The organism is Geodermatophilus sp. SYSU D00710 (assembly GCF_054050195.1).
Map to the genome: position 1 here is coordinate 89,044 of NZ_JBJGYX010000012.1, position 23,213 is coordinate 112,256.

Annotated in this window: 24 protein-coding genes; 4 read left to right on the forward strand and 20 right to left on the reverse strand. The window is 75.6% G+C overall.

Translation table 11 applies throughout. The features are described 5' to 3' along the window. Positions 1-74: 74 nt before the first annotated feature. The gene (locus tag ACI78U_RS08070; protein ID WP_456874774.1) at positions 75-530 is read left to right on the forward strand and encodes a nuclear transport factor 2 family protein; all 456 of its coding nucleotides are present in this window, start codon (positions 75-77) and stop codon (positions 528-530) included. Positions 531-601: 71 nt separating this feature from the next. Here the strand turns inward: ACI78U_RS08070 and ACI78U_RS08075 are convergent, their stop codons facing one another. Genes ACI78U_RS08075 through ACI78U_RS08115 form a run of 9 tightly spaced genes read right to left on the reverse strand, consistent with a single transcriptional unit; the run spans position 602 to position 9,513 of the window. Next, positions 602-1,603 (reverse strand): amidohydrolase family protein, encoded by a 1,002-nt coding sequence (locus ACI78U_RS08075; RefSeq protein WP_456874775.1) that lies wholly within the window; start codon positions 1,601-1,603, stop codon positions 602-604. Further along, a complete protein-coding gene (locus ACI78U_RS08080; RefSeq protein ID WP_456874776.1) occupies positions 1,600-2,019 on the reverse strand; it encodes an iron-sulfur cluster assembly protein in 420 nt (139 codons plus the stop codon). Before ACI78U_RS08080 ends, ACI78U_RS08075 begins: the two co-directional genes overlap by 4 nt. Next, positions 2,016-3,125 carry an amidohydrolase family protein gene (locus tag ACI78U_RS08085; RefSeq protein ID WP_456874777.1) on the reverse strand — a complete coding sequence of 370 codons (1,110 nt, stop codon included), beginning with the start codon at positions 3,123-3,125 and terminating at the stop codon, positions 2,016-2,018. The genes ACI78U_RS08080 and ACI78U_RS08085 overlap by 4 nt, the downstream gene beginning before the upstream one ends. A 9-nt stretch (positions 3,126-3,134) precedes the next feature. Beyond that, positions 3,135-4,163 (reverse strand): LLM class flavin-dependent oxidoreductase, encoded by a 1,029-nt coding sequence (locus tag ACI78U_RS08090; RefSeq protein WP_456874778.1) that lies wholly within the window; start codon positions 4,161-4,163, stop codon positions 3,135-3,137. Positions 4,164-4,178: 15 nt separating this feature from the next. Further along, on the reverse strand, positions 4,179-5,132 hold the full coding sequence (locus ACI78U_RS08095; RefSeq protein ID WP_456874779.1) for an NAD(P)-dependent oxidoreductase: 954 nt from the start codon (positions 5,130-5,132) through the stop codon (positions 4,179-4,181). 3 nt (positions 5,133-5,135) lie between these two features. Then, positions 5,136-6,308 carry an LLM class flavin-dependent oxidoreductase gene (locus ACI78U_RS08100; RefSeq protein ID WP_456874780.1) on the reverse strand — a complete coding sequence of 391 codons (1,173 nt, stop codon included), beginning with the start codon at positions 6,306-6,308 and terminating at the stop codon, positions 5,136-5,138. Between the two features lie 6 nt (positions 6,309-6,314). After that, the gene (locus ACI78U_RS08105) at positions 6,315-7,778 is read right to left on the reverse strand and encodes an LLM class flavin-dependent oxidoreductase (RefSeq protein ID WP_456874781.1); all 1,464 of its coding nucleotides are present in this window, start codon (positions 7,776-7,778) and stop codon (positions 6,315-6,317) included. After that, a complete protein-coding gene (locus tag ACI78U_RS08110) occupies positions 7,775-8,644 on the reverse strand; it encodes an alpha/beta fold hydrolase (protein WP_456874782.1) in 870 nt (289 codons plus the stop codon). Before ACI78U_RS08110 ends, ACI78U_RS08105 begins: the two co-directional genes overlap by 4 nt. After that, positions 8,641-9,513, reverse strand: a complete 873-nt coding sequence (locus ACI78U_RS08115; RefSeq protein WP_456874783.1) for an alpha/beta fold hydrolase — start codon at positions 9,511-9,513, stop codon at positions 8,641-8,643. Before ACI78U_RS08115 ends, ACI78U_RS08110 begins: the two co-directional genes overlap by 4 nt. 176 nt (positions 9,514-9,689) lie before the next feature. On the opposite strand from ACI78U_RS08115, the gene ACI78U_RS08120 reads away from it, so the two are divergent. Both ACI78U_RS08120 and ACI78U_RS08125 read left to right on the forward strand, forming a co-directional pair. After that, positions 9,690-10,205: a flavin reductase family protein gene (locus ACI78U_RS08120; protein WP_456874784.1), complete on the forward strand. Its 516-nt coding sequence runs from the start codon at positions 9,690-9,692 to the stop codon at positions 10,203-10,205. A 1-nt stretch (position 10,206) separates the two neighbouring features. After that, a complete protein-coding gene (locus tag ACI78U_RS08125; protein WP_456874785.1) occupies positions 10,207-11,487 on the forward strand; it encodes a 3,4-dihydroxy-2-butanone-4-phosphate synthase in 1,281 nt (426 codons plus the stop codon). Positions 11,488-11,515: 28 nt separating this feature from the next. Here the strand turns inward: ACI78U_RS08125 and ACI78U_RS08130 are convergent, their stop codons facing one another. From ACI78U_RS08130 to hppD, 11 genes are all read right to left on the reverse strand, one after another. After that, positions 11,516-12,376 (reverse strand): LLM class flavin-dependent oxidoreductase, encoded by an 861-nt coding sequence (locus ACI78U_RS08130; RefSeq protein WP_456874786.1) that lies wholly within the window; start codon positions 12,374-12,376, stop codon positions 11,516-11,518. 16 nt (positions 12,377-12,392) lie between these two features. After that, positions 12,393-12,806: a TIGR03668 family PPOX class F420-dependent oxidoreductase gene (locus ACI78U_RS08135; RefSeq protein ID WP_456874787.1), complete on the reverse strand. Its 414-nt coding sequence runs from the start codon at positions 12,804-12,806 to the stop codon at positions 12,393-12,395. A gap of 39 nt (positions 12,807-12,845) precedes the next feature. Further along, complete coding sequence (locus tag ACI78U_RS08140; RefSeq protein WP_456874788.1) at positions 12,846-13,751, reverse strand: PaaX family transcriptional regulator; 906 nt, start codon at positions 13,749-13,751, stop codon at positions 12,846-12,848. An 83-nt stretch (positions 13,752-13,834) separates the two neighbouring features. Further along, complete coding sequence (locus ACI78U_RS08145) at positions 13,835-15,058, reverse strand: acyl-CoA dehydrogenase family protein (protein WP_456874789.1); 1,224 nt, start codon at positions 15,056-15,058, stop codon at positions 13,835-13,837. A 10-nt stretch (positions 15,059-15,068) separates the two neighbouring features. Continuing rightward, on the reverse strand, positions 15,069-15,950 hold the full coding sequence (locus ACI78U_RS08150; RefSeq protein WP_456874790.1) for a mycofactocin-coupled SDR family oxidoreductase: 882 nt from the start codon (positions 15,948-15,950) through the stop codon (positions 15,069-15,071). Next, positions 15,947-16,777, reverse strand: coding sequence for a mycofactocin-coupled SDR family oxidoreductase (locus ACI78U_RS08155; RefSeq protein ID WP_456874791.1), 831 nt, complete (start codon positions 16,775-16,777; stop codon positions 15,947-15,949). The genes ACI78U_RS08150 and ACI78U_RS08155 overlap by 4 nt, the downstream gene beginning before the upstream one ends. Further along, the gene (locus ACI78U_RS08160; RefSeq protein WP_456874792.1) at positions 16,774-17,799 is read right to left on the reverse strand and encodes an ABC transporter permease; all 1,026 of its coding nucleotides are present in this window, start codon (positions 17,797-17,799) and stop codon (positions 16,774-16,776) included. Before ACI78U_RS08160 ends, ACI78U_RS08155 begins: the two co-directional genes overlap by 4 nt. Then, positions 17,796-19,280: a sugar ABC transporter ATP-binding protein gene (locus ACI78U_RS08165; RefSeq protein ID WP_456874793.1), complete on the reverse strand. Its 1,485-nt coding sequence runs from the start codon at positions 19,278-19,280 to the stop codon at positions 17,796-17,798. The genes ACI78U_RS08160 and ACI78U_RS08165 overlap by 4 nt, the downstream gene beginning before the upstream one ends. Before the next feature lie 4 nt (positions 19,281-19,284). After that, a complete protein-coding gene (locus tag ACI78U_RS08170) occupies positions 19,285-20,367 on the reverse strand; it encodes a sugar ABC transporter substrate-binding protein (RefSeq protein ID WP_456874794.1) in 1,083 nt (360 codons plus the stop codon). Between the two features lie 200 nt (positions 20,368-20,567). Further along, entirely contained in the window at positions 20,568-20,909 is a 342-nt protein-coding gene (locus ACI78U_RS08175) for a hypothetical protein (RefSeq protein ID WP_456874795.1), read from the reverse strand. 226 nt (positions 20,910-21,135) lie between these two features. Beyond that, positions 21,136-22,341, reverse strand: coding sequence for a 4-hydroxyphenylpyruvate dioxygenase (gene hppD, locus ACI78U_RS08180; protein ID WP_456874796.1), 1,206 nt, complete (start codon positions 22,339-22,341; stop codon positions 21,136-21,138). Positions 22,342-22,500: 159 nt separating this feature from the next. Between hppD and ACI78U_RS08185 the strand changes: the two genes are divergently transcribed. Then, a complete protein-coding gene (locus ACI78U_RS08185; protein WP_456874797.1) occupies positions 22,501-23,019 on the forward strand; it encodes an Lrp/AsnC family transcriptional regulator in 519 nt (172 codons plus the stop codon). Positions 23,020-23,213 lie beyond the last annotated feature (194 nt).

A 23,213-nucleotide genomic window follows, 5' to 3' on the forward strand; every position in this document is an offset into this window, starting at 1 on the left:
TCATGGCCTTTCTGTTGCGATCGTCACACAAACACACCAACCTGGCGAGAGCCAGCCCGGACCCGGAGGCGACCATGCCGGTCGAGCCGACCCCGAACGAGCACCCCAACGCCGACCTCGTGCGCCGCGCGCACCGCGCGTTCAAGACCGGGGACATGGCGACCGTGCACCAGCTCTTCGACTACGAGGGCATGGTGTGGACGGTGACCGGCTCGAGCCCGGCCGGCGGCACGACCACCGGGATGGACGGCGTGCTGCGGAACTTCGGCGACATCATGGCGTTCACCGAGGGCACCTATGACGCCGCGCCGGTGGACTACCTGGGCAGCGACGACCACGTCGTGGCGCTGGCGCACGTGACCGCCCGCCGTCCCGACGGCCGCACCCTCGACGTCCCCGAGGCCGTGGTGTTCAGGGTCCGCGACGGCCGGCTCGTCGAGGCGCAGCACATGGCCTACGACGAGGCGGCCTGGGACGCGTTCTTCGAGGGCATGCCCACCTGGCGCTCCTCGGCCGCACCGGTCGGCTAGCGCTCCCCTGAGCGTGTGCGCGCACGCCGGGTCTCCACCCCCTGGACCCGGCGTGTGCGCACACCCTCCGGTCAGCCCGTCGCGCGGGCCGCGGCGGCGGTCAGGTCGATGCCCAGCAGCCGGGCCGTGTTGGCGCCGAGCAGGCCGCGCTTGTCCTCGTGGGTGATCTGCGGCCAGCCGTAGCCGGTGCGCAGGTCCTCGGGGATCTCCAGTGCCATGATCGCGTCGAGGTAGGGCTGCGGCGGTCCGGCCAGGAAGCCCTCCGACGCGTAGCTGAGCTTGTCGGCGCCCACCTGCGCGAGCAGCCGGCCCAGCTGCTCCTGCACCTGCCGCGGGGCGATCGGGGTGAACGCCAGGTTGGCGCCCAGGCACAGGTGCACGTTGGGGAAACGTGCGGCGATCGACACCGTCTCCTCGAAGTACGGCACGCCGAGGTGGTGGATGACGAAGTCGAGCTCGGGGAAGTCGCGGGCCGGCCGCTGCAGGTCGTTGGGGCGGACGTCCTCGATGTTCTCCAGCCCGAACGGGAAGCCCTTGTGGAACTGCAGCACGCGGATGCCCAGCTCGGCGGCGCGCTCGTAGAGCGGGTAGGCCAGCTCCCGGTCGTCACAGCGCCAGGACCGCTCGACGTGCCCGTTGTAGAACTTCAGCGACACCGCGCCGAGGTCGCGCACCTGCCACTCCAGGTGCTCCAGCGCCGCGTCGAGCCCGGCGAAGCGCGGGTCCACCCCGCCGCACAGGAACGCCCGGTCGGGGAAGGCGCGCACGAACTCCGCCTGCAGCTCGACCGGCGCCCACCAGTCCTTGTAGCCGTCGAAGATCGGCACCACCTGGGCCACGGCGAGGTCGGTGGGCGACTGCTCGAACAGCATCCGGCCCTGCTCGACCACGCCGGTGCGGGTGGCGAAGTCGACGTCGGCGCCGTGCAGCGGGCGCAGCGCCTCCCCCATGGCCAGCGGCAGCCGGCGCGGGTCATGCCCGCCGGCGGCGCGGACGGCGTCGTCGGTGAGGTTGTCCTCGCTCATGTCGTGCAGGTGGACGGCGGCGTCCAGCACCACGATGTCGCCGATCACGGGCGCACCGCCCCTCTCCCGGCGGCCAGCCGCTCGCGCACCCGCTCGCGCCCGGCGGACAGCACGGCGGTGGCGTCGGGGCGCAGCAGGTCCTCGGTCCACACCAGCGCGGCGTCGAGCCGGACGGTCACCGAGGTGACGCCGGGCAGGGCGGCCAGCGCGCGGGCGGCGGCGTCGGCGAACACACCGAGGTAGCCGCAGCCGGGGGCGGTCACCGCCACGTCGAGCACGAGCCGGCCGTCGTCGGCGAGCTGCCAGCCGCGCACCAGCCCCATCGCCGGCAGGGACAGCGGCGTGCCCTGGGCCACCGAGCAGGGGTCGACGACCTGCTCGAGGGCGGCGGCCACCGCGGCGTCGTCGGCCCGGCCCGGGCGGCCCTCCCCCGGCACGGTGAGCAGCTCCACCGGCCCGCTCACGCGGCACGCTCCGCGAGCGGCGCGGGCACGGCCGTGCCGGCCAGCCGCGACCAGGTGCTGAACGGCTCGGCCGGGCCGCCGCGCTCCCGGCGGCCGCGGGCGAACTCGTCGTCGGCGACCGCGGCCAGCCGCGCGGGCAGGTCGATGCCGAGCATCCGCGCCAGGTTGCCGCCGAGGATGCCGGCGCGGTCCTCCGCGGACAGCGGGGGCAGGCCGTAGCGGTCCTGCAGGTCCTCGGGCAGCTGCCAGGCGGCGAACGCCTCCAGAGCCAGCCGCGGGTGCGCGAACAGTGCGCCGTCGGAGTACAGCAGCTTGCCCGGGCCGCCCCAGAACAGGAACTCGGCCATCGCCTCGGAGAACAGCCGCGGCGCCTTGGTGAGCAGCATCGTGGTGATCTCGAGGTTGGCGTGGACGTTGGGGAAGCGGGCCAGCGCCAGCGCGGTCTCGGCCACGAAGGCCATGCCCGCGTGCACGATCTCGAACTGCAGCGCGGGGAAGTGCATGGCCGCGCCCTCGACGTCGTCGATGCGGTAGGGCCCCAGCGGCACCGGGCCGTTGGGCAGCGCCTTGTGCACCGCGACCACCTTCAGGCCCATCGCCAGCACCCGCTCGTAGAGCGGGAACATGAGCTCGGGGTCGTCCATGCGGAAGGTCCGGTAGGGCGCCAGCTGGTCCGGGTAGAGCTTCACGCCCACCGCCCCGGGCAGCAGCGCGGCCTGCTCGTCGAGGTCGTCGAGCGAGCGCTGCAGGCCCAGCGTCGGGTCCAGGCCGAGGTAGACGACGCTGCGGTCGGGCCAGCGCCGCTGCAGCTCCACCGCCTTGTCCAGCGAGCACAGCCCGTCGGCGAACAGGCTGTCCAGCCGCAGCACGTGGTAGACGAGCAGGTCGACGTCGCTCTCGGCGAAGTGGGTGCCGGCCAGCAGCTCCGCGCTCTGGTCGGTGCAGAAGGTCTCCTCGGGCACCACCCACTCCGGCGGGTTGAAGTGCGCGTGGATGCCGTAGAAGCCGCGGCGCACCGCCTCCCCCATCGGCCCGCGGGCGTTCTCCGGGGACAGGTTGTAGGCGTGCGCGACCGCGTTGACCACCGGCGTGCCGTCGGGGAGCACGGGGCCTCCTCAGTCCGGGCGGCCGCCGCCGACGACCACGTCGGCGGTACCGGGGACGACGTCGGGCGGCGGGGCGGTGGGCGGGCGCGGCGTCGGCGTGCCCACCTTGATCTCGGGCAGCCCGGCCACCACCTCGGTGAGCCACTCGAGCTCGGCGAGGTCGGCGACGCAGGGGAAGAGGATCACCTCGTCGGCGCCCTGCGCGGCGTAGGTCTCGATCTGCGCGCGCACGCCGTCGGCGCCGCGCCACACGCCCGCGTTGACCATCATCGGCGGCGCGCCGGTGCGGAAGAACGACGCCAGCCAGCGGCTGGCCCCGTCGTCGGGGTCGGGAGAGCGGGCCACCCAGGAGCCGGCCACGATGCGGGGGCGTCCGGGTCGGCCGGCGCCGGCCCAGGCGCCGAGCGCGGCGGCCGCCTCGAAGGCGAAGAACTCGGGCTTGATACCGCCGGCGACGTAGCCGTTGCCGTAGGCGAGCATCCGGCGCAGGGCGGGCCCGCTGGCGCCGCCCACCAGCACCTCCACGTCCCCGAGCCGGGGGCCGAGGTACTGCTCGCCCGGCGTCTCGCGCAGCGACAGCAGCACCTCCATCGCGCGGTCGAGCATGCGGCCGCGCTCCTCCCACACCTGGCCGGTGGCCTCGTAGTCCCAGGGCCGGGCGCCCACGCCGACACCGAGGGAGACCCGGCCGGGCGCCATGCGGACCAGGGTGGCCACCTGCTTGGCCAGCGTGTGCGGGTTGCGCAGGCCGGCCAGCAGGATCGACGTCGACAGCGTCACCCGCTCGGTCAGCGGGGCGAGCATGGCCAGCGTCATCAGCGGGTCGAGGTTGGCGTAGGCGACCCGGTCGGTCACCGCCAGCGACGACCACGGCCCCGCGTCGATCAGCCGCGCCCAGTCGCGCAGCACCCGCGGGTCGACGTCGGGGATGCCGCTGGGCACGAACACCCCGATCCGGACCGGCCCGTCGGCCGGGATGTCGGGCACCGGGGGCATCACCGGCATGCCACCGGGCGGCGGGCCGTCGGCTGCGGTCATGGCGGGTCCTCTCGCTCAGGCTGGGCTGGGGACGGGGTGGCGGACGACGACGTGCTCGAGCGGCCGGCCCGCGGCGAGCCGGCGCAGCTGCTCGCCCGCCAGCCGCCACGCGCGCTGCCGCCAGTGCGGCGAGGAGCCGGCGACGTGCGGGGTGAGCAGCAGGCCGGGGCAGGTCCACAGCGGGTGGTCCGGGGGCAGCGGCTCGGGGTCGGTGACGTCGAGGGCGGCGCGCACCCGCCCGGCCCGCAGCGCGTCGACGAGGGCGCCGGTGTCGACCAGCGCCCCGCGGGCGGCGTTGACCAGGAGCGCGCCGGGCCGCATGGCCGCGAGGAAGGCGGCGTCGACCATGCCCACGTTCTCGGGGGTCGCCGGGGCGAGCAGCACGACGACGTCGGCGGCCGGCAGCAGCGCGGGCAGCCGGTCGGGGGTCGCGGTGCCGTCGCGGCCGGACCGGGTGACCCCGTGCACGGTCGTGCCCAGGGCCCGCAGCCGCTGCGCCACCGCCGTCCCGATCGCGCCGGCGCCGACCACCACCGCGGTCGACGCCGCGAGGTCACCGGCGGCCGGCCCGTCGGCGGCGAAGGCGAGGTTCGCCGAGGCGTCCCAGCGGCCCGCCCGCTGCTCGGTGAGGAAGTGCGGCAGCCGCTTCTCCATGGCGAGCACCACGGCCAGCACCCACTCGGCCACCGGGCCCTCGTGCACGCCGCCGGCCCGGCACAGGACGACGCCCTCGGGCAGCGGCGGCACCCAGTCGACGCCGGCGTTCATCGTCTGCACCAGCCGGAGCCCGGTCAGCCCCGGCAGCAGGTCGGCCAGCGCGCCGCGGTACCGGGGGTCGAGCACCAGCGCCCCGACCTCGGACAGCGGCACGTCCGGCACCGCGTCCAGCGGCCACGGGTCGCAGCGCACGCCGGGCGGCAGCTCCCCGAGGGCCTCGGGCGGGCAGTCGGCCGGGACGAGGACGCGCACCGCTCAGCCCGCCCGGATCCCGTCGCGGACCAGCAGCGGCAACAGCTGGTCGCGGTACTGGTGCAGGCCCTCCGTGTAGTCCAGCCAGGACAGCGCGAGCCCGTCGAGCCCGGCGCCGGAGAGCTCGGCCATCCCCTGCGCCACCGTCTCCGGCGACCCGACCAGGGGCAGGGCGAAGAAGCCGGCGATCGCCGAGGCGGCCATGCCCTGGTCGAAGTCGGCGCTGGCGGAGTTGGGGGCCAGCAGCCGCAGCGCGTTGCGGGCGGCGTCCCGGTCGCCGTGGACCTCGACCATCTCGTCGAAGCGGCGCCGCGCCTCGGCGTCGGTGTCGGCGCAGACGACGTGCGCGGCGGTGAACACCCGCAGGTCGCGGCCGTGCTCGGCGGCCCGCTGCTTGAGCTGCGCCACCGCGCCGCCGGCGGCGGCCACCGAGGGCACCAGCGCGAACGTCACGTCGGCGTGGCGGGCGGCGAAGGCCTGCCCGGACGGGCTGAACCCGGCGTTCATGACCACCGGGCCGGGGGTCTGCAGCGGCTTGGGCTCGCTGAGCACGTGGGTGCCGGACAGGTGGCGGCCGTGGAAGTCGAACTCCTCGTCGGCGGCCCAGATGCGCTCGAGGAACTCGACCCACTCCCCGGCGACGGCGTACCGGTCGTCGTGCGGGCGCTGCTCGATGCCGAACATGCGGAACTCGTCCTCGTTCCACCCGGCCACGACGTTGAGCGCGAACCGCCCGCCGGAGACGTGGTCGACGGTGGCGATCTGCTTGGCCGCCGCGACCGGGTGCAGCACCGGCACGTGGAAGGTGGCGAACACCTGGATCCGCTCGGTCACCGCGGCCACCGCGGCGGCCCAGGTGAAGGTGTCGAACGAGCGGTGCCCGGCCCGCTCCTCCGGCCGGCCCATGCCCCGCCAGCGGGCCACCGGGATCATCGCCTCGAGACCGGCGGCGTCGGCCAGCCGGGCCACCTCGCGGCTCTCCGGCCAGGTCATCCGCAGCGCCGCCGGGGAGCGGGTCAGGTTGGCCCCGCCGGCCATGTTGGCCGAGAAGACGCCGAGCTTGAGCCGCGAGGGGCTGCCCAGCACCGGCGTCGACCGCTTGTCCACCCGCCGTCCGGCGTCGGGGTCGGAGGTGGTGCCGGCGGCAGCGGCCACCGGCGCCGTCGGGGCGGCCACGGCCGCTCAGCTCCCCGCGGGCACCGGCGCGCCGGGCGCCGGGGTGACCGCCGCCGTCGGCGCGTGCCCGTTCCCGCCGGCCCCCGCTCCCGGCGGGCGGGTGTCGGCGGTGTCGGCGATCTCGGGCAGGTGGGCCAGCGCGGTGGGCACGTCGGTGCCGTTGGCCAGGCGGATGACCGGCTGGGTCTTGGGCGCGGCGGTGGTGGCGGCGATCTCGCTGAGCGTGCGGGGACCGCCCTGGCGGGCGTAGGTGGGCTTGCCGTCGGCGGCGCGGAAGGCCGGCATGACCTGCTCGGCCATCAGGTACATGTTCTTCTGCACCATCCAGTGCGGCATGGAGCCGAGGTGGCCGCCGGCGCTGACCGCCATGCCCAGGCCGTACTCCTCGGCCTGCTGGGCGTACTTCTCCACGACCGTCTGCGGCGAGCCGACGATGATGTAGCCCTGGTCGATGAGCTCGTCGTAGCTGAGCTCCCAGAAGTTCTTCACGCCGGCAGCCTGGCGGCCGCGGATGGTCCGCAGCACCGAGTCGGCCGTGTTGTAGCCCGGGGGCATGAGGTGGTGCATGGGCACCTTCAGGCCGGTGCGGAAGAACCACATGGCGTGCGGCATGAACTCCCGCCGCGCCTGCTCGTCGGTCTCGGCCACGTAGGTGGGCACGACCCGGCCCAACTGCTGCGGCGAGGGCGTGTAGCCGTACTTCTCCTCGCAGATCTGCCGGAAGGTCGCGAAGGACTTCTTCGTGATCCAGTTCGACGTCGTGGTCTGCATGTAGGAGAACCGCCGCTTGGCGACCTCGTCGATGGTGTCGGTCGACCCGGTGCCCGGCATCCACACCGGCGGGTGCGGCTGCTGCAGCGGCCGGGGCCAGATGTTGGCGTGCTCGATGTCGTAGTGCACGCCCTGCCAGGTGAACGGCCCGGGTTCGGTCCAGGCCTTGAGGATCAGGTCGTGCGCCTCCCAGAACATGCCCTTGGAGGTGGTCGGGTCCTGGCCGGAGGAGTGGTACTCGGCGCCCATCCCGCGGACGTGCCCGGAGATGATGCGCCCGCCGGAGACGATGTCGAGCATCGCGATCTCCTCCGCCACCCGCAGCGGGTTGCGGTGCAGCGGGAGCGCGTTGCCGATGATGCCGATGCGGATGGCGGAGGTCCGCGCGGCCAGCCAGCCGGCCCAGACGTCGGGGGCGCAGATGGTGCCGAAGGCGTTCTGGTGGTGCTCGTTGACGATGACCCCGTCGTAGCCGAGCTTCTCCGAGAGCACGAGCTGCTCGAGGTACTCGTTGTAGAGCTTGTGGGCCACCTGCGGGTCGAAGTAGGTGTTGGGCAGCGTCACCCAGGTCGACTCGAGGTCCTCCCCCGGCGGGATGTAGGGGTAGGGCATCAGGTGGAAGTTGTAGAACTCGAGCCGGTTCTGCGCGGCCGGCTCCGCGGCCGGACCCGGGACGGCGGTGGGGCTGGCGTCGGTCATCGTGCGTCCTCCCGGGCGGTGGCGGTGCTGCTGACGGTGCCGGTGACGTGGTCGGCGAGGGCGGTGGCGACGGCGTCGGGCTGCTGGAGCAGCAGGGCGTGACCGGCGCCGTCGAGCTCGGTCAGGCGGGCGTCGAGCAGGCCGGCCCAGGCCCGCAGGTGCGGGGGCGGCACGACGTGGTCGGCGCCGCCGCCGACCACCAGCGCGGGCAGCCCGAGCAGCGGCAGCCGTTCCTCGAGCTTGAGGTCGTAGCGGCGGGTCCAGATCATCGCCGCGGCCGCACCGAGCTCGCCGTAGCGGTGCGCGTAGCCCTCGGGACCGCCCTGGGCCGGCGTGCCCACCCCGGGCACCAGGTCGGCGAAGCCCTCGTCGGAGCCGTTGAAGTACTCGTCGGTGTAGCGGGCGGGGTCCATGGCGAAGACGTCGGCGACCGGGGCCCCGGGCACCCGCAGGCCGAACGGGGCGACGACGGCGAGGCTGCGGACCCGGCCCGGTGCCCAGATCGCCAGGTCCGCGCCGATCCAGGCGCCCAGGCCGTAGCCGGCGACGTGCACCGAGTCCAGGCCGAGCGCGTCGAGGAGGTCGCGCAGCACCAGCACCATGTCCGGGCGGGTGGTCAGGTGCGGCGCGCCGGGCGAGTCGCCGAAACCGGGCAGCTCGGGCGCGACCAGGTCGCAGCGGTCGGCGAGGGCGCGGTGGAACGGCGACCACACGCCGGTCAGCCAGTGCCCGTGCAGGAACAGCACCGGCTCGCCGCTGCCCGCGCGGCGGTGGGCGACCTCGGTGCCGCGCACGGTCACCCGCTCCGGTGCGGTGTACCAGGCGTGCCGGGTCGGGGTGGCGGGCTGCGCCGGCGCTGCGGTCATCGCGGGAGGCTCCTGTCCTGCAGGGCGGGCGCGCCCACCGTGCTCGTGGGGGTGGGTGCGAGGAAGTCGCCGAGGACGGCCGAGAACTCCTCGGCGGCCTCGAGCGGGGGCAGGTGCCCGGCCTCGGGGAACAGGTGCAGCCGGGCACCGGGGATGCGCGCGGCCACGGCCTCGGCGAAGCCCGCGGGCTTGAGCGGGTCCCGGGCGCCGGCGAGCACCAGCGTCGGGACGCCGATCCGCTCGTAGGGCACCGTGTCGCCGGGCGGCGGCGGGGCCCAGGGCGCGCGGACGGCGAGGGAGGCGAACCACTCGTAGGCCCCGGGCCGGGTGGCCTCCGCCTGCCGCGCCGCCACGTAGGTCTCGTCGTCGGCCCAGCGGGGGTCGGCGACGGCGAGCCGGACCTGCTCGCGCATCGAGGCGGGCGTGCCGTCGTAGGACATGAGGCGGGCGCCGGTGGAGCGGTCGATCGGCGGCCCGCCGGCGCTGACGAGGACCAGCCGCCGCACCGGCAGCGCCGGTCCGGCCGTCAGCGCGCGCAGCAGGTGGGACCCGCCCATCGACAGCCCGACGGCGTCGACCTCACCGGCCCCGACCGACCGCAGCCACGCCGCCAGGTGGGTGAGCATCCGCCCGGCGAGGTCCTCGAAGTCGCGCACCTTGGCGCTCTCGCCGAAGCCCAGCCAGTCGGGGGCCAGCACGCGCAGCCCGCGGTCGGCCAGGTCGGCGGCGGTCCGGGTCCAGGTGGTCCGCGCGCACTCGCCCCACGCGCCGCCGTGCAGCAGCAGCACGGTGGGACCGTCGGGCGGGCCGGCCTCCAGGTGGTGGGTGGCCAGGCCGTCCACCACGGACCGGCCGTCGAGGACCTCCACGCGGACCCTCCGTTTCTGTGACGACCGTCATGAAAGTAGCAGTCGCGGGGGTCTGGTCAAGCCCTCGACGGAGCGCCTCCGCGTTGACAGGAGGCCGTCCCGGCGGGACGCTCGGTCATGCCGGTCGTGTGACGACCGTCATGACGACGCGACGGAACGGCACTCCGGGAGGCGCGATGCCGCGGACGGCGACGAGCGAGGGCACCGGCGAGGGCACCGGCGTCGACGCCGGTGCGTTCCGGCGCATCCTGGGCCGCTTCCCCACCGGCGTCGTCGTGGTCTCGGCCTCGGTCGGGGGCCGGCCGGTCGGCATGGCGGTCAACTCGTTCACGTCGGTGAGCCTGGAGCCGCCGCTGGTCTGCTTCTGCGCCGCGCACAGCAGCACCACCTGGCCGGACCTGCGGCGAGCCGGCGGGTGCACCGTCAGCATCCTGGCCAGTGGCCACGAGGACCTCGCCCGGCTGTTCGCCCGGCGCGGCGCCGACCGCTACGGCGACCGCGACGCGTGGACCACCAGCCCCGGCGGGCACCCGCTGCTGGCCGACGCGCTGGGCTGGCTGGACTGCGCGACGGTCGCGGTGCACCCGGCCGGCGACCACGACCTCGTCCTCGGCCGGGTGGTCGACGGCGGGGCGGCCGACGGCGACCCGCTGGTCTTCGCCGCCGGGCGCTTCACCACCGTGCGGGGCTGACGTGGCCACCGGCGACCACCGTCCCGCCGGGGACCCGTGGCGCACCGCGACCGCGCGCGAGCTCGGCCTGGACCCGGACTCGCCCTTCCTCGAGGTGCTGCTCGCCCGGGTCGGCCGCGACGCCCCTCCCCCGCCCCGGCCGGCCGGGACGTCGGTGGAGCTGGTGGCCGGGGCGGTGGCCGCGCTGCGCCGCGGCGCCCCGGTGCTCGTCGTCGACAGCCGGCCGCACGGGGTCACCGGCCACCTGGTGCAGGCCGCGGGCGCGGTCGGGCCGGCCGCCCTCGGCCTGCTCACCGACCTCGGCACCGGGCTGGTCGGGGTCGCGCTCCCGGCGCGCCGCTGCGCCGAGCTGCGCCTGACCCCGATGGTGGCCGACCAGAGCCGCCCCCAGGCCACGGTGTACGCGGTGAGCGTCGACGCCGCAGGCACCTCCTCCGGCGCCTCCCCGGCCGACCGGCTGCGCACCATCGGCGTGCTGGCGGCGCCCGGCACGGTCGCGGCCGACCTGCGCTCGCCGGGACACGTCTTCCCCCTCATCGCCCGCTCCGGCGGGGTCCTCGACGGCGGGGGACCCGCCGAGGCCGCCGTCGAGCTAGTGCAGCTGGCCGGCCTGCCCCCGGCGGCGGTGGTCTGCGAGGTGGGCGGCCGGTCCGAGCCGGACGGCGACCCGGACGCCGAGCTGACCGCGCTGGCCCGCGGGCACGGGCTCACGCTGCTGCGCCTGGACGACCTGCTGGTGCACCAGCGGCTGCACCAGGGCGCGGTCCGGGTCGGCGCGACCACCCGGCTGCCGGTGCCGACCGGCGGGTTCACCGCCGAGCTGCTGGTGTCGGCGGCCGGCACGGTGGAGGTGCTCGCGCTGCGGCTGGGCGACCTGGCCGCCGGTGCCGACCCCCCGCTGGTGCGGGTGCACGTCGAGTGCCTGCTGGGCGACGCGCTGGGCTCGCGGCGGTGCGACTGCGGTGAGCGGCTGGGGACGGCGCTGGCCGACGTCGCCGCCGCCGGGCGCGGCGTGCTGCTCTACCAGCGCGCCGACGGCACCGGCGTCCTCGACCTGCTCGCCGGCTACGCCGCCGCCGACGCGGCCGGGGTCACCGCGGAGCGGGCCGGCAGCGACCGCGCGGGGCACCCCGCACCGCGCTGGGATGCGGTCGCCGATGCCCTGCACGTCCTCGGCCTGCGCGCCGTCCGGCTGCCCGGGGCCGACCCGGGCGCGCTGGTGGCCCTCGGCCGGCTCGGCATCGGCGTCGAGCAGGCCGAGGGCGCGGCGCGGCCGGCGTGACCCGGGCGGCGACCGACCGGGACGCGGCCTACAGCGCGACCTCGGCGAGCAGGTCCACCTGGGCGGGGTCGGGGACGGTGGGGTCGAGGAGCAGCTCGTCGATGCCGATCTCGGCGAACCCGGCAATGGCCTCCCGGACCGCCTCCGGTGACCGCAGCGCGCTGCCGGCGATCATCTCCGCCGTCTCGCGGCCCATCGGCTCGTAGTAGTCGAGGAGGTAGCGCCGGGACGCCTCCTCGGTGTCCCCCAGCGAGAAGTAGACGAGCGCCGCGAACCGCGGCGAGCCGTCCTTGCCGGCCTCGCGCCAGGCGGTCCGGACCCGGTCGAGGAACGGCGCGGTCATCTCCGGCGGCAGGCCGCCGGCGGTCCAGCCGATGCCGTACTCGACCGTGCGGCGGATCGCCGCCTCGGTGTTGCCGCCGATGAGCAGCGGCACGCCGGGGTGGGAGGTCTCCGGCGTCGCCGGCCGGGTCCCCTCGACGATCGGCTCGCCGGTCCACGCCCGGTGCAGGTCGGCCAGTTGCTCGTCGAACAGCCGCCCGCGCGCCGCGAAGTCCCGGCCGGTGAGCCGGTAGTCGATGTCGCGCCAGCCGGCGCCCAGGCCCAGGGTCAGCCGCCCGCCGGTGAGCTCCTGCACGGTGACCGCCTGCTTGGCCAGCTCCGCCGTGCTGCGGGCCGGGGAGATGAGGACGTTGGTGATGAACCGGATGCGCTCGGTCACCGCACCGGCGGCGGCGAAGACGGTCAGCTCCTCGTAGCTGGGGTAGGAGACCGCGCCGATCGAGGCCAGGCTGGAGAAGCCCGCGGCCTCCGCCCGTCTCGCCCACTCGAGCAGCTGGGGGCCCGTGGTGCCCCGGACGCTGTTCGGGATGCCGATGCCGATCTCCACCTGTTCCTCCTCCTGGTCAGGACGTGCTCGACCAACCGCTCCAGCGCTCGACGGTGACCACCAGCAGCGGCCCGGCCGGCGGCTCGGTCCGGTACTGCGCGTGCCGCGCCGCCAGCGCCGCCATCCCCGGGTGCGCCGCCGGGGGGTCCTCCACGACGGCGGCGGTCCCGTCGGCGCGCACCCACCACAGCCGGGACCAGTCGTCCTCGTAGTGGTCGACGAGCAGCGCGCAGCGCGCGTCGGCGCGGACGTTGGCCAGCCGCTGCAGCCGGCGGGTCCGCTTGGGCTTGGCGTCGACCGCGGAGTAGACCGTCCCGTCGACGAGCGCGAACACGACGGGCACCACGTGCGGCGCGCCGTCGGGCCGCACGGTGGCCAGCCGGGCGACGGCACTGGAGGCGAAGCGGCTGCGCAGTTCCGCCGTCTGCACGCCGCCAGTCCTACCAGAGCCGGAGCCCCCCGGGCCTGGTCAGCCGGAGACGAAGTCGGTCACGAACCGGCGGGCCGGCGCCTCGAGGCGGTCGCGCAGCTCGAAGAACAGGTCGGCGGCGCGCTGCCCCTCCCACCGCTCGGGCAGCAGCTCGGCCGGCAGGCCGGGGTCGAGGTAGGGGAACTTGCGCCACTGGTGCAGGGTCGAGACGTAGTCGACGTAGGCGTCCCGGTCGTCCCCTGGGCGGTCGCGCCACCGCTGCGCCGTCGTCGAGGCGGTGCCGAGGAACTCGACGTAGAGGTCGCGGAGGTCCTCGAGCTGCCAGCACCGGCCGACCAGGGCCGGCAGGTCCTCGAAGCCGAGGTGGTGGGCCTCGAAGACGGTGACGTACTCCTCGAAGCCGAGGGTCTTGATCGCCGACTCCAGCTCCGGCTGGATCCAGCGCGGCGCCAGCCACAGCCCGCTGTTGAGCATCCCGAAGCCCAGCCACTCCAGCCGGCTGCGCAACTGGTGCCGCTTGTCGCGCTCCTGCTCGGGGATGGAGTAGGAGACCAGCACCCAGCCCTCGGCCACGGTGGCCGAGTGCACGCGGGAGAAGATCCGCCGGTCGGACTCGTCCAAGCTGACCAGCGCCTTGTCCGACAGCCGGTAGCCGCGCTGCCCGTCGCGGGTCTCGGCGACGAGCAGGTCGCGCTGGCGCATGCGGGACACCGCCGAGCGGGTGGCCTGCTCGTCGACGCCGACGACGGCCATGAGCCCGACCAGCCGGCCGACCGGGAGCCAGCCGCCCAGCGGCCGCATGAAGGCGCCGCAGACGTCCATGATCAGCAGGCGGGGCTGCCCCGGGCCGCCGCGCTCGCGCTGCAGCGGCGAGGCCGCCATGGACGGCGTGCCGCCGGTCCAGCGCCCCCGCGCCGGGCCCGCACCCTCCGGGGACCGGACCACGACCGCACCTCCTCCCGCCCGCGCCCGGCGCCGGAGCCGGGGCCGTGCTGTTGCCGCGCTGTGCTCAGGGTGCCACCACCCGACTACAGGGTGGCAGCGATCCCGAGCATCAGCACGTCGCGGGGGAAGTCGCAGGAGTAGCCGGTCCAGGCGTCGCGGAGCAGCCGCTCGGGAGCGCTGCCGCCGGTGCCACCGCCGGCGGTCACCCCGGCGCCGCCGTGCAGCTCGACCGCTCGCTGGGCGTTGGCGATGGCCACGTCGACGGCGCGCACCTTGGCCAGCGGGACGCGGGCGGCGAGCGCGGCCGGGTCCTCCTCCCCGGCGGCCAGCCGGTCGACGGCACGGGCGGCGTCGTGCACCACCAGCCGGGCGGTGTGCAGGTCGGCGGCCATCTCGGCGAGCTTGAGCGCCACCGCCTGGTGGCTGCGCAGCGGCTGTCCCCAGCTGCGCCGTCCCTCGACGAAGGCCAGCGTCTGCTCCAGCGCGGCGCGGGCCAGGCCCACCAGCGCGGCGGCCAGGCCCACGACCATGCCCGGGGTGGAGCTGGCCAGCAGCGGCAGCGCGCCGCCCTCCGGGCCGATCCGCGCGTCGGCGGGCACCCGGACGTCGTCGAGCACCAGCTCGGCGTGCCAGCCGCTGCGCATGCCCAGCAGCGACGTGCGCGGGCCCACGACGAGCCCGGGCGCGTCCGCGGGCACCCAGAAGACGCTCACCCCCTGCGCGGCGGGCACCGCCGGGTCGGTGCGGGCGAAGACCAGGTAGGTGTCGGCGGCCCCGGCGTTGGTCACCCACTGCGCCTTGGCCCCGGAGACGACGTAGTCCCCGCCGTCCCGCCGCGCCCGGGTGGCCACCCCGATCGCCGGGTCGGGCACCGGGCTGAACAGCTCCGCGCCGGCCACCGAGGGCTCGTTGAGCGCCCCGGCCAGCAGGTGCCCGCCGGGGGCCGTGAGCGCGGCGAACCAGCGCCGCTGCTGCTCGGGGGTGCCCGCGGCCGCGAGCAGCCCGGGCACGGTCGCGGTCAGGTTGAGCGCCGCGGCGAAGCCGACGTCGACCGCGCCGAGCTCCTCGGCGACGACGGCGTTGTCCAGCTGGCTGCCGCCCCCGCCGCCGTGCTCCTCGGGCAGCAGCAGGGTGGTCAGCCCCAGGTCGGCCGCCGCGGCGACCAGCGACCGGAACTCCTCCCGGCCGAGGTGGCCGCCGGTCTCCCGCTCGGCCCGCGCCACGGCCGGGGCGAGCTGCCGGGCGGCGAAGCGGGCCGCGGTGTCGCGCAGCAGCGTGCGGTCGGCGGTCTCGTCCCGCAGGGTCATGCGGCTCCTCTCAGCGGGCGGACAGTCCCGCATCGACCGGCAGCGAGACGCCGGTGACGTAGCGGGCCTCGTCGGAGGCCAGCCACAGCACCGCGTTGCTCACGTCGACCGGCTCGATCCAGGGCACCGGCAGCGAGTGGAACCGGGCGAACACCGGCGCCACCTCCGCGGGCCCGGGCCGCTCGGCCTCGGGCGCGAACAGCCGGTAGGTGGCCTCGTTGTGGATCATCGGCGTGCTCACCGCGGTCGGGTGCACCGCGTTGACCCGCACGCCCCGGGGGCCCAGCTCGTGGGCCAGCGACCGCACCAGCCCGACGACGCCGAACTTGCTCGCGGCGTAGGCGGCCAGGTGCGGCGGCGCCTTCATCCCGCCGTTGGCCGAGCTGGTCACCACGATGCTGGCCGAGCTGCCGGCCGGGCTGCCGGCCGGGCTGCCGACCGGCCGGGCGAGCAGGTGCGGCAGCGCGGCGCTCACGGTGTTCCAGACGCCGGTGAGGTTGGTGTCGACCACCGTCCGCCACGCCTGCGCGGACAGCTGCTCGGCGGGGGCGGCGACCACCACCCCCGCGTTGGCCACGACCACGTCGAGCCGGCCGAGCTCGGCCACGGCCCCGTCCACCGCGCTCCGCAGCGCCGCGTCGTCGCGGACGTCGGCGACCCGGGCGGCCGCCCGTCGCCCGGCGGCGCGGACGGCCTCGGCGGTCTCCTCGAGGTCGGCCTCGGTCGCGGGCGGGTAGTCCGTGCCGGGCACCGGGGCGCACAGGTCGAGGGCGACGACGTCGGCGCCCTCCTCGGCCAGCCGCAGGCAGTGCGCCCGGCCCTGGCCGCGGGCGGCGCCGGTGACCAGGGCGACCTTGCCGGCGACCCGGCCGGGAGGGCTCGGGGTGCTCACGTCAGCGCCGTCCCGGCGTCGACCGGCAGCACGATGCCGGTGACGTAGCGGGCCTCGTCGGAGGCGAGCCAGAGCACCGCGTTGCTGGTGTCCTGCGGCTCGATCCACGGCACCGGCAGCACGTTGAGCGAGGCGAACACCGGCTCCACGTCGGCCCGCGTCGGGTGCTCGAGGTCGGGGCGGAAGACGTCGTAGGCGCCCTGCCAGTGCACCATGTCGGTGTCGACGGTGGTCGGCGCGATGCAGTTGACCCGCACCCGCTGCGGACCGAACTCGGTGGCCAGCGAGCGGACCATGCCGAGGATGCCGGCCTTGGACGCGGCGTAGTGCGCCATCGCCGGAGGCCCCTTGAGCCCGGCCGCGGAGCTGGTGACCACCACCGAGCCGCCGCCGCGCTCGACCAGCGCGGGCAGCACCGCCTGCACGGTGCGCCAGGTGCCGGCCAGGTTGATCCCGACCACGGTGTCCCAGTCGTCGTCGTCGACGTCGAGGGCCGGCTTGAGCTGGATGACCCCGGCGTTGGCGACGGCGACGTCGAGCCCGCCGAAGGCCTCGACCCCGGCGGCCACCGCGTCGGCGAGCGCGGCCCGGTCGCGCACGTCGGCGACGGCGGTGACCACCTCCCCGCCGGCGGCCTCGACCAGCTTGGCGGTCGTGGCGAGGTCCTCGGCGGTGCCCTGCGCGTAGGGGATGCCCGGCAGGTCGGCGCAGCGGTCGACGGCGACGATCCGCGCGCCCTCCTCGGCCAGCCGCACGCAGTGCGACCTCCCCTGCCCCTTCGCCGCGCCGGTGACCAGCGCCACCTTGCCCTCGACCCGGCCGGTCACGACCGCATCACCCCGTTGCGGAGCCGGTCGACCAGGACCGCGGCGATGAGCACGGTGCCGCTGGCGACCGAGGCCCAGAACGGGCTGATCCCGGCCAGGGTCAGGCCGTTCTGCAGCACGCCGAGGAACAGCACGCCGAGCAGGGTGCCGAACACCGACCCGCGCCCGCCCATGAACGAGGTGCCGCCGAGCAGCACCGCGGCGCCGGCGAGCAGCTCGTACCCGGAGCCGGCGACCGGTGACGCGGTGGTCAGCCGGGCGGTGTCCATGATCGCGGCGAGGCCCGCCAGCCCGGCGGAGATGCCGAACACCGACACCCGCACGAAGGTGACGTTGATGCCGGCGAGCCGGGCGGCCTCGGCGTTGCCCCCGACGGCGTAGAGCATCCGGCCGTAGCCGGTGTAGCGGAGCACCAGCAGGGCCAGCACGAACACCACCGCGGCGATGACGACCCCGGCCGGCACGCCCAGCCAGCGGGCCGCGCCGAGCGAGACCAGGTACTCCGTCTGGTAGATCGACTGCGACTGCCCGCCGGTCCACACCTGCGCCAGGCCGCGGAAGACGTAGGCGGTGCCGATGGTGACCACGAGGAAGGACAGCCCGACCCAGCCGATCAGGATCCCGTTGACGGCGAACCCCAGGAAGAAGGCCGCCGCGACCGCGAGCGTGATCGCCAGCGGGGGTGACATGCCGGTGGTCAGCAGCTGCCACAGCACCACCGAGGTCAGCGCCAGCACCCCGCCGACGGACAGGTCGATGCCGCCGACGAGCAACACGAAGGTCATGCCGACGGCGACGGTCAGCAGCACCGCGTTCTGGTCGGCGATGTTGACGAAGTTCTGCACGGTGAGGAACTGCGGCTGGGTGACACCCAGCACGACCACCAGGAGCGCCAGCACCGCCAGCACCCCGACGTACTGGCTGGTGGCGCTGTTGAGCCGGCCGAACCGGGACGGCGGCCGGGCCGGGCCGTCACCGGTCGCCGCCGGGCGGCCCCGCAGGGCGGCGGGTGCGGACATCATCGGGTCGGACCTCCACCGAGGGCGAGAAGGGCGATCGACTCCTCCGTGGCCTGCGCGCGGTCGAGTTCGCCGGCGAACGCGCCGTCGTGCAGCACCAGCACCCGGTCGCACAGGCCCAGCAGCTCGGGCAGGTCGGAGGAGGCGACCAGGACGGCGGCACCCCGCTCGGCGGCGCCGGCGAGCAGGGCGTAGATGTCGGAGCGGGCGCCGACGTCGACGCCGCGGGTGGGCTCGTCCAGGACGACGACGCGCGGGTCGTCCTGCAGGCAGCGGGCGATGACCACCTTCTGCGCGTTGCCGCCGGACAGGCTGCGCACCGGCGCGCCCACCCCGGAGCAGCGGATGCGGTAGCGGGCGACGGCGTCGTCGGCCCGGGCCCGCTCCCGCCGCCGGTCGGTGCGGCCGAGCACCCGCCAGTGCGGCATGGACAGGTTGGTCACCAGGCTGGCGCCGGGCACCAGCGCCTGGGCGAACCGGTCCTCGGGCACGAACGCCACACCGGCGGCCATCGCCTCGGCCGGTCCGCGGCCGGCCAGCGGCGTGCCCGCCACCCGGACGGTGCCCGCCACCCGGCGGCGGGCGCCGGCGATCGACTCGAGCAGCTCGCTGCGGCCCGAGCCCACCAGGCCGGCGACGCCGACGACCTCCCCGGCGCGCACCGCCAGCGACAGCCGGGCCGGCGAGCGGTCGGTGACCAGGTCCTCGACCTCCAGCACCGTGGGCCCCGGCGCGACGTCGCGCTTGTGGAAGAAGTCGCCGAGGTCGCGGCCGACCATCAGCGCGGTCAGGCGCTCGTCGGTGAGCTCCTCGCGGGCCAGCCGGCCGGTGAGCCGGCCGTCGCGCAGCACCACCGCCCGGGAGGCGATCCGGCAGATCTCGGCGAGGCGGTGGGTGATGAGCACGACGGCGGTGCCGCGGGCGGCGGCCCGCTCCACGACGGCGAACAGCCGGCCGGGGTCGGGCAGCCGCGCGGTGGCCTCGTCGAGGACGAGCACCCGGGGCCGGGTGGCCAGCGCCTTGGCCACCTCGACCATCTCCCGGTCGCCCGGCGCCAGCGCGGCCATCGGCAGCGCCGGGTCCACGTGCAGGCCGACGGCGGCCAGGTGCTCGCGGGCGGCCTCGACGGTGCGCCGGCGGCTGAACCGCGACAGCGGCGAGCGCTGCCGGGACAGCAGCACGTTCTCGGCCACCGACAGGTGCGGCACCGCGGTCAGCTCCTGGCTGACGAGGGCGATGCCGGCCTCCAGCGACGCCACCGTGCTGCCCGGGGTCAGCGGCCGGCCGTCGACCTCCACCTCGCCGGCGTCGGGGACGACCAGGCCGGCGAGCACCTTGGACAGCGTCGACTTGCCCGAGCCGTTCTCCCCGGCCAGGGCGACCACCTCGCCGGGGTACAGCTCGAGGTCGACGCCGGCGAGGGCCTGCACGCCCCCGTAGCGCTTGCTGATGCCGCGGGCGCGCAGCAGCGGCGTCGCCGTCACGGGCTCAGCCGGCCACGTACGTGCGGCCGTCGCGCTCCTCGAAGGAGACCTCGAAGGGGTCGTCGACCCGCTCCTCCAGCGGCCGGTACTCCCCGGCGTTGACCTGGTCGATCCGCGCCACCGGGACGACGATCTCCTCGGGGACCTCGGAGCCGCAGATGGCCGCGAGCGCGGCGTAGGCCAGCGCCTGGCCGATCTTGTCCTGCTGGATGTCGAAGGTGGCCAGGACCTCGCCGCTCTCGATGAGCGGGATGACCTCCGGCTGGCCGTTGATCGAGACGATCGCCGGCCGCTGGTCGCTGCCGGAGTACGCCGACGCGACGCCCACCGCGGAGGTGTCGTTGAACGTCCACACTCCGGCGAGGTCGGCGCCGTAGCGGTCCCGCCACGCCTGCGCGATCGCCTGCGCGGCCTGCGGGGTGATCTGCTGGTTGACCTGCGTGTCGACGACGTCGAGGCCGGCCTCCTCGGCGGCGGCCGCGAACGCCTCGTTCTCGCGCGTGATGACCTCGGCGAAGTTGGGTCCGGCGAGTGCGGCGACCTGGCCGTCACCGACGGTCTCGGCCAGCAGCTGCGCACCCTGGGCGGCGGCGGACTCGACGTCGGCGGTGACGTTGGTGAAGAACGGCCCGCCGACGGTGGTCTCCTGGGCGATGATCGGGATGTCCTGGGCGCGGGCCCGGTCGAACGCCGGCAGCGTGGCGTTGGGGTCGATCGGGTTGGCGATGAGCACGTCGACGCCGCTCTGCACCAGCGTGTTGATGTCGGCCACCTGCTTGCCCGGGTCGAGGTTGGCGTTGACCGGCCGCAGCTCGGCGCCGTACTCGCCCAGCGCCTGCTCGATGATCTGCTCGATGAACAGGAAGTTGGGGTCGGGCAGCGGCTCGCTGTAGCCGACGACCGCACCCTCGGCCTCGGCGCAGCCGACGCCGTCCCCGCTGCCGCCCTCCCCGCCCGCGGCGTTCTGGGTCCCGCCGGAGCCCCCGCCCCCGGCGGACGCCTCGCCGTCGCTCCCGCAGGCGGCCAGCGTCAGCGCCAGGCCCACCGCTGTCGATGCCGCGACCAGTCCCCGGATCCTGCTGCGCACGAGGTCTCCTTCGGTCTGCCGGCCGGGACGGACCCCGCCGTCGTGGATAGCGCCCCTGTGACGCTCGTCATGAAGACGAGGGATGTGTAGCACGCAGTGACCGCCGCCACAATGGCCACCCCGTGGTTCCGGTCCTCGAACGGACGGCACGCGGCGGGCAGCGCCGGAGGTCGCGGTGGGGTGCAGCCGGGGCCGGCAGGTCAGGAGGTGACGACCAGGACCACGGTGACGGCCGAGGCGGTCAGGACGGCGGAGGCCAGGGTCGAGGCGAGCGCGACCGGGTGCCGGATCCCCGAGCGGGACTCCCCGGGAGCGAGGGGGCGGCCGTGGTGCGGCCGGTCGAGCACGAGCGCGACCAGTCCCACGGGCACGGCCGCGACCAGCAGGGCGATGCCGATCCAGGCGATCCGCGACTGCCGCTCGGTGTCCCAGTACATGCCGCTGTCGGGCGCCACCGCGGCGACGAGGTAGAGCAGGCCGAACAGGAGCAGCACCCAGCTCAGCCCCGCGAGTACGCGGAGGAGGTCCTCGGGTGCCCTCATCGTCGCCACCCTCGCCCGCCGGCTCCCTGGTCGAGGTGCCAGCAGGCTAGACCTCGGGGGCGGCACGCGGGACGGCCGGCGTCCCCGCTGGTGGAACAGGGACGCGGGCCGTGGTGCGGTGAACGGCTCGCCCTCGCGACCCGAGTGCGCAGTCGCGGACCGCGACACCCGCCGACACGGGGTGTCGAGCAGCGACGACTGCTCACCCGGCGGTGCGGGGGTCCTCCTAGAAGTTGCCGCGACGGGCCTGCTCGCGCTCGATCGCCTCGAACAGCGCCTTGAAGTTGCCCTTGCCGAAGCCGAGCGAGCCGTGCCGCTCGATGAGCTCGAAGAACACCGTCGGGCGGTCCCCGGTCGGCTTGGTGAAGATCTGCAGCAGGTAGCCGTCCTCGTCGCGGTCGACCAGCACGCCGCGGGCCTGCAGCTCCTCGACCGGGACCCGCACCTCGCCGATCCGGGCGCGCAGCTCCGGGTCCTCGTAGTAGGAGTCCGGCGTGGCCAGGAACTCCACGCCCTCGGCGCGCATCGCGTCGACGGTGGCCAGGATGTCGTTGGTGGCCAGCGCGACGTGCTGTGCGCCGGGCCCGCGGTAGAACTCCAGGTACTCGTCGATCTGCGACTTCTTCTTCGCGATCGCCGGCTCGTTGAGCGGGAACTTCACCCGGTGGTTGCCGTTGGCGACGACCTTGCTCATGAGCGCGGAGTAGTCGGTCGCGATGTCGTCGCCGATGAACTCGGCCATGTTGCTGAAGCCCATGACCCGGTTGTAGAAGTCGACCCAGGTGTCCATCGCGCCGAGCTCGACGTTGCCGACGACGTGGTCGACGGCCTGGAACAACCGCTTCGGCGCGCCGTCCCGCTTGCGGTAGGTGGAGGTGCGCGGCACGTAGCCGGGCAGGTGGACGCCGGAGTAGCGCGACCGGTCGACCAGGCTGTGCCGGGTGTCGCCGTAGGCCGCGATCGAGGCCAGCCGGACGGTGCCGTGCTCGTCGGAGACGTCGTGCGGCTCCTCGAGCACCGTGGCGCCCTGGGCGCGGGCGTGCGCGACGCAGCGGTCGACGTCGGGCACGGCCAGGGCGATGTCGACGATGCCGTCACCGTGCCGCCGGTGGTGGTCGGCCAGCGGGCTGTCGGGGTCGTAGGCGCCCTGGACGACGAAGCGCGCCGCGCCGGAGCGGAGCACGTAGGCGTGGTGGTCGCGGTTGCCGGTCTCGGGGCCGGAGTAGGCCACCAGCTCCATGCCGAACGCCGACTGCAGGAAGTGCGCGGTCTGCAGCGCGTTGCCGACCACCCACACCAGCGAGTCCCAGCCGCTGACCGGGAACGGGTCGGCCGAGGGGTCGTACTCGACGAGGCCGACCAGCTGCTGCAGCTGGTCGGCGTGCAGGCCGGCCAGCTTCTCGTCGTCGTTGAGGATCTGCTCGAGGCTCATCGCCGTCTCCTCCCGCGGGGGGTCGTCGGTGTCCCCCGCACTGCACACCTGCGGAGACACCTGGGCAACCGGCACCGCTGGTGCTGGTACGACTGACCAGGACGACCAGCTGACCGCGCCACGACCTGGTCGCCGGGACCAGCAGGAGGAGGACCGCTCGTGACCGACCGCCGCGTGCTCGACGCGCTCGACGTGGCGCTGCTCGCCGCCGTCCGTGAGCACCGCTCGGCCGGGCCGCTGGAGCTCTCCCGGCTGCTGGGCGTGGCCCGGGGCACCGTTTCCGCGCGGCTGCAGCGCCTGGAAGAGGCCGGGGTGGTCACCGGCTACGGCCCCGACGTCGACGTGCGGGCGGCCGGGTTCGGCGTGCAGGCCTTCGTCACCCTGGAGATCGCCCAGGGCGCCATCGACGCGGTGCGCCGCGACCTCGAGGCGATCCCCGGCGTCCTGGAGGCGCATGCGACCACCGGCAGCGGCGACGTCCTGGTGCGGGTGGCCGCCCGCTCGCACGAGGCGCTGCAGCAGATGCTCGTCGACCTCAACCGGTCCTCGGCGGTGGTCCGCTCGACCAGCGTCGTGGTGCTGTCGGAGCTGGTGCCCTGGCGCACGCTGCCGCTGCTGCGGTCGGAGGCCGCGCCGGGCGCCGGCCGCTCGGGGATGCCGGGGCCGTCGGGGGGCTGACGACCAGGGCCGCACCGCGCGGTGCCCGACCCCACCGTGCGGCCCGCCCGGGCTCACCCCGCGGTGGGGGGGGGGGGGGGGGGGGGGGGGGGGGGGGGGGGGGGGGGGGGGGGGGGGGGGGGGGGGGGGGGGGGGGGGGGGGGGGGGGGGGGGGGGGGGGGGGGGGGGGGGGGCGGGGGGGGGGGGCCGGGGGG

Coding starts and splice junctions, on each gene's coding strand:
- ACI78U_RS08120 (WP_456874784.1), top strand. CDS start 9,690: ATGCCGCGGACGGCGACGAGCGAGGGCACCGGCGAGGGCACCGGCGTC.
- ACI78U_RS08090 (WP_456874778.1), bottom strand. CDS start 4,163: ATGACCGCAGCCGACGGCCCGCCGCCCGGTGGCATGCCGGTGATGCCC.
- hppD (WP_456874796.1), bottom strand. CDS start 22,341: ATGAGCCTCGAGCAGATCCTCAACGACGACGAGAAGCTGGCCGGCCTG.
- ACI78U_RS08145 (WP_456874789.1), bottom strand. CDS start 15,058: ATGACCCTGCGGGACGAGACCGCCGACCGCACGCTGCTGCGCGACACC.
- ACI78U_RS08105 (WP_456874781.1), bottom strand. CDS start 7,778: ATGACCGACGCCAGCCCCACCGCCGTCCCGGGTCCGGCCGCGGAGCCG.
- ACI78U_RS08110 (WP_456874782.1), bottom strand. CDS start 8,644: ATGACCGCAGCGCCGGCGCAGCCCGCCACCCCGACCCGGCACGCCTGG.
- ACI78U_RS08175 (WP_456874795.1), bottom strand. CDS start 20,909: ATGAGGGCACCCGAGGACCTCCTCCGCGTACTCGCGGGGCTGAGCTGG.
- ACI78U_RS08070 (WP_456874774.1), top strand. CDS start 75: ATGCCGGTCGAGCCGACCCCGAACGAGCACCCCAACGCCGACCTCGTG.
- ACI78U_RS08160 (WP_456874792.1), bottom strand. CDS start 17,799: ATGATGTCCGCACCCGCCGCCCTGCGGGGCCGCCCGGCGGCGACCGGT.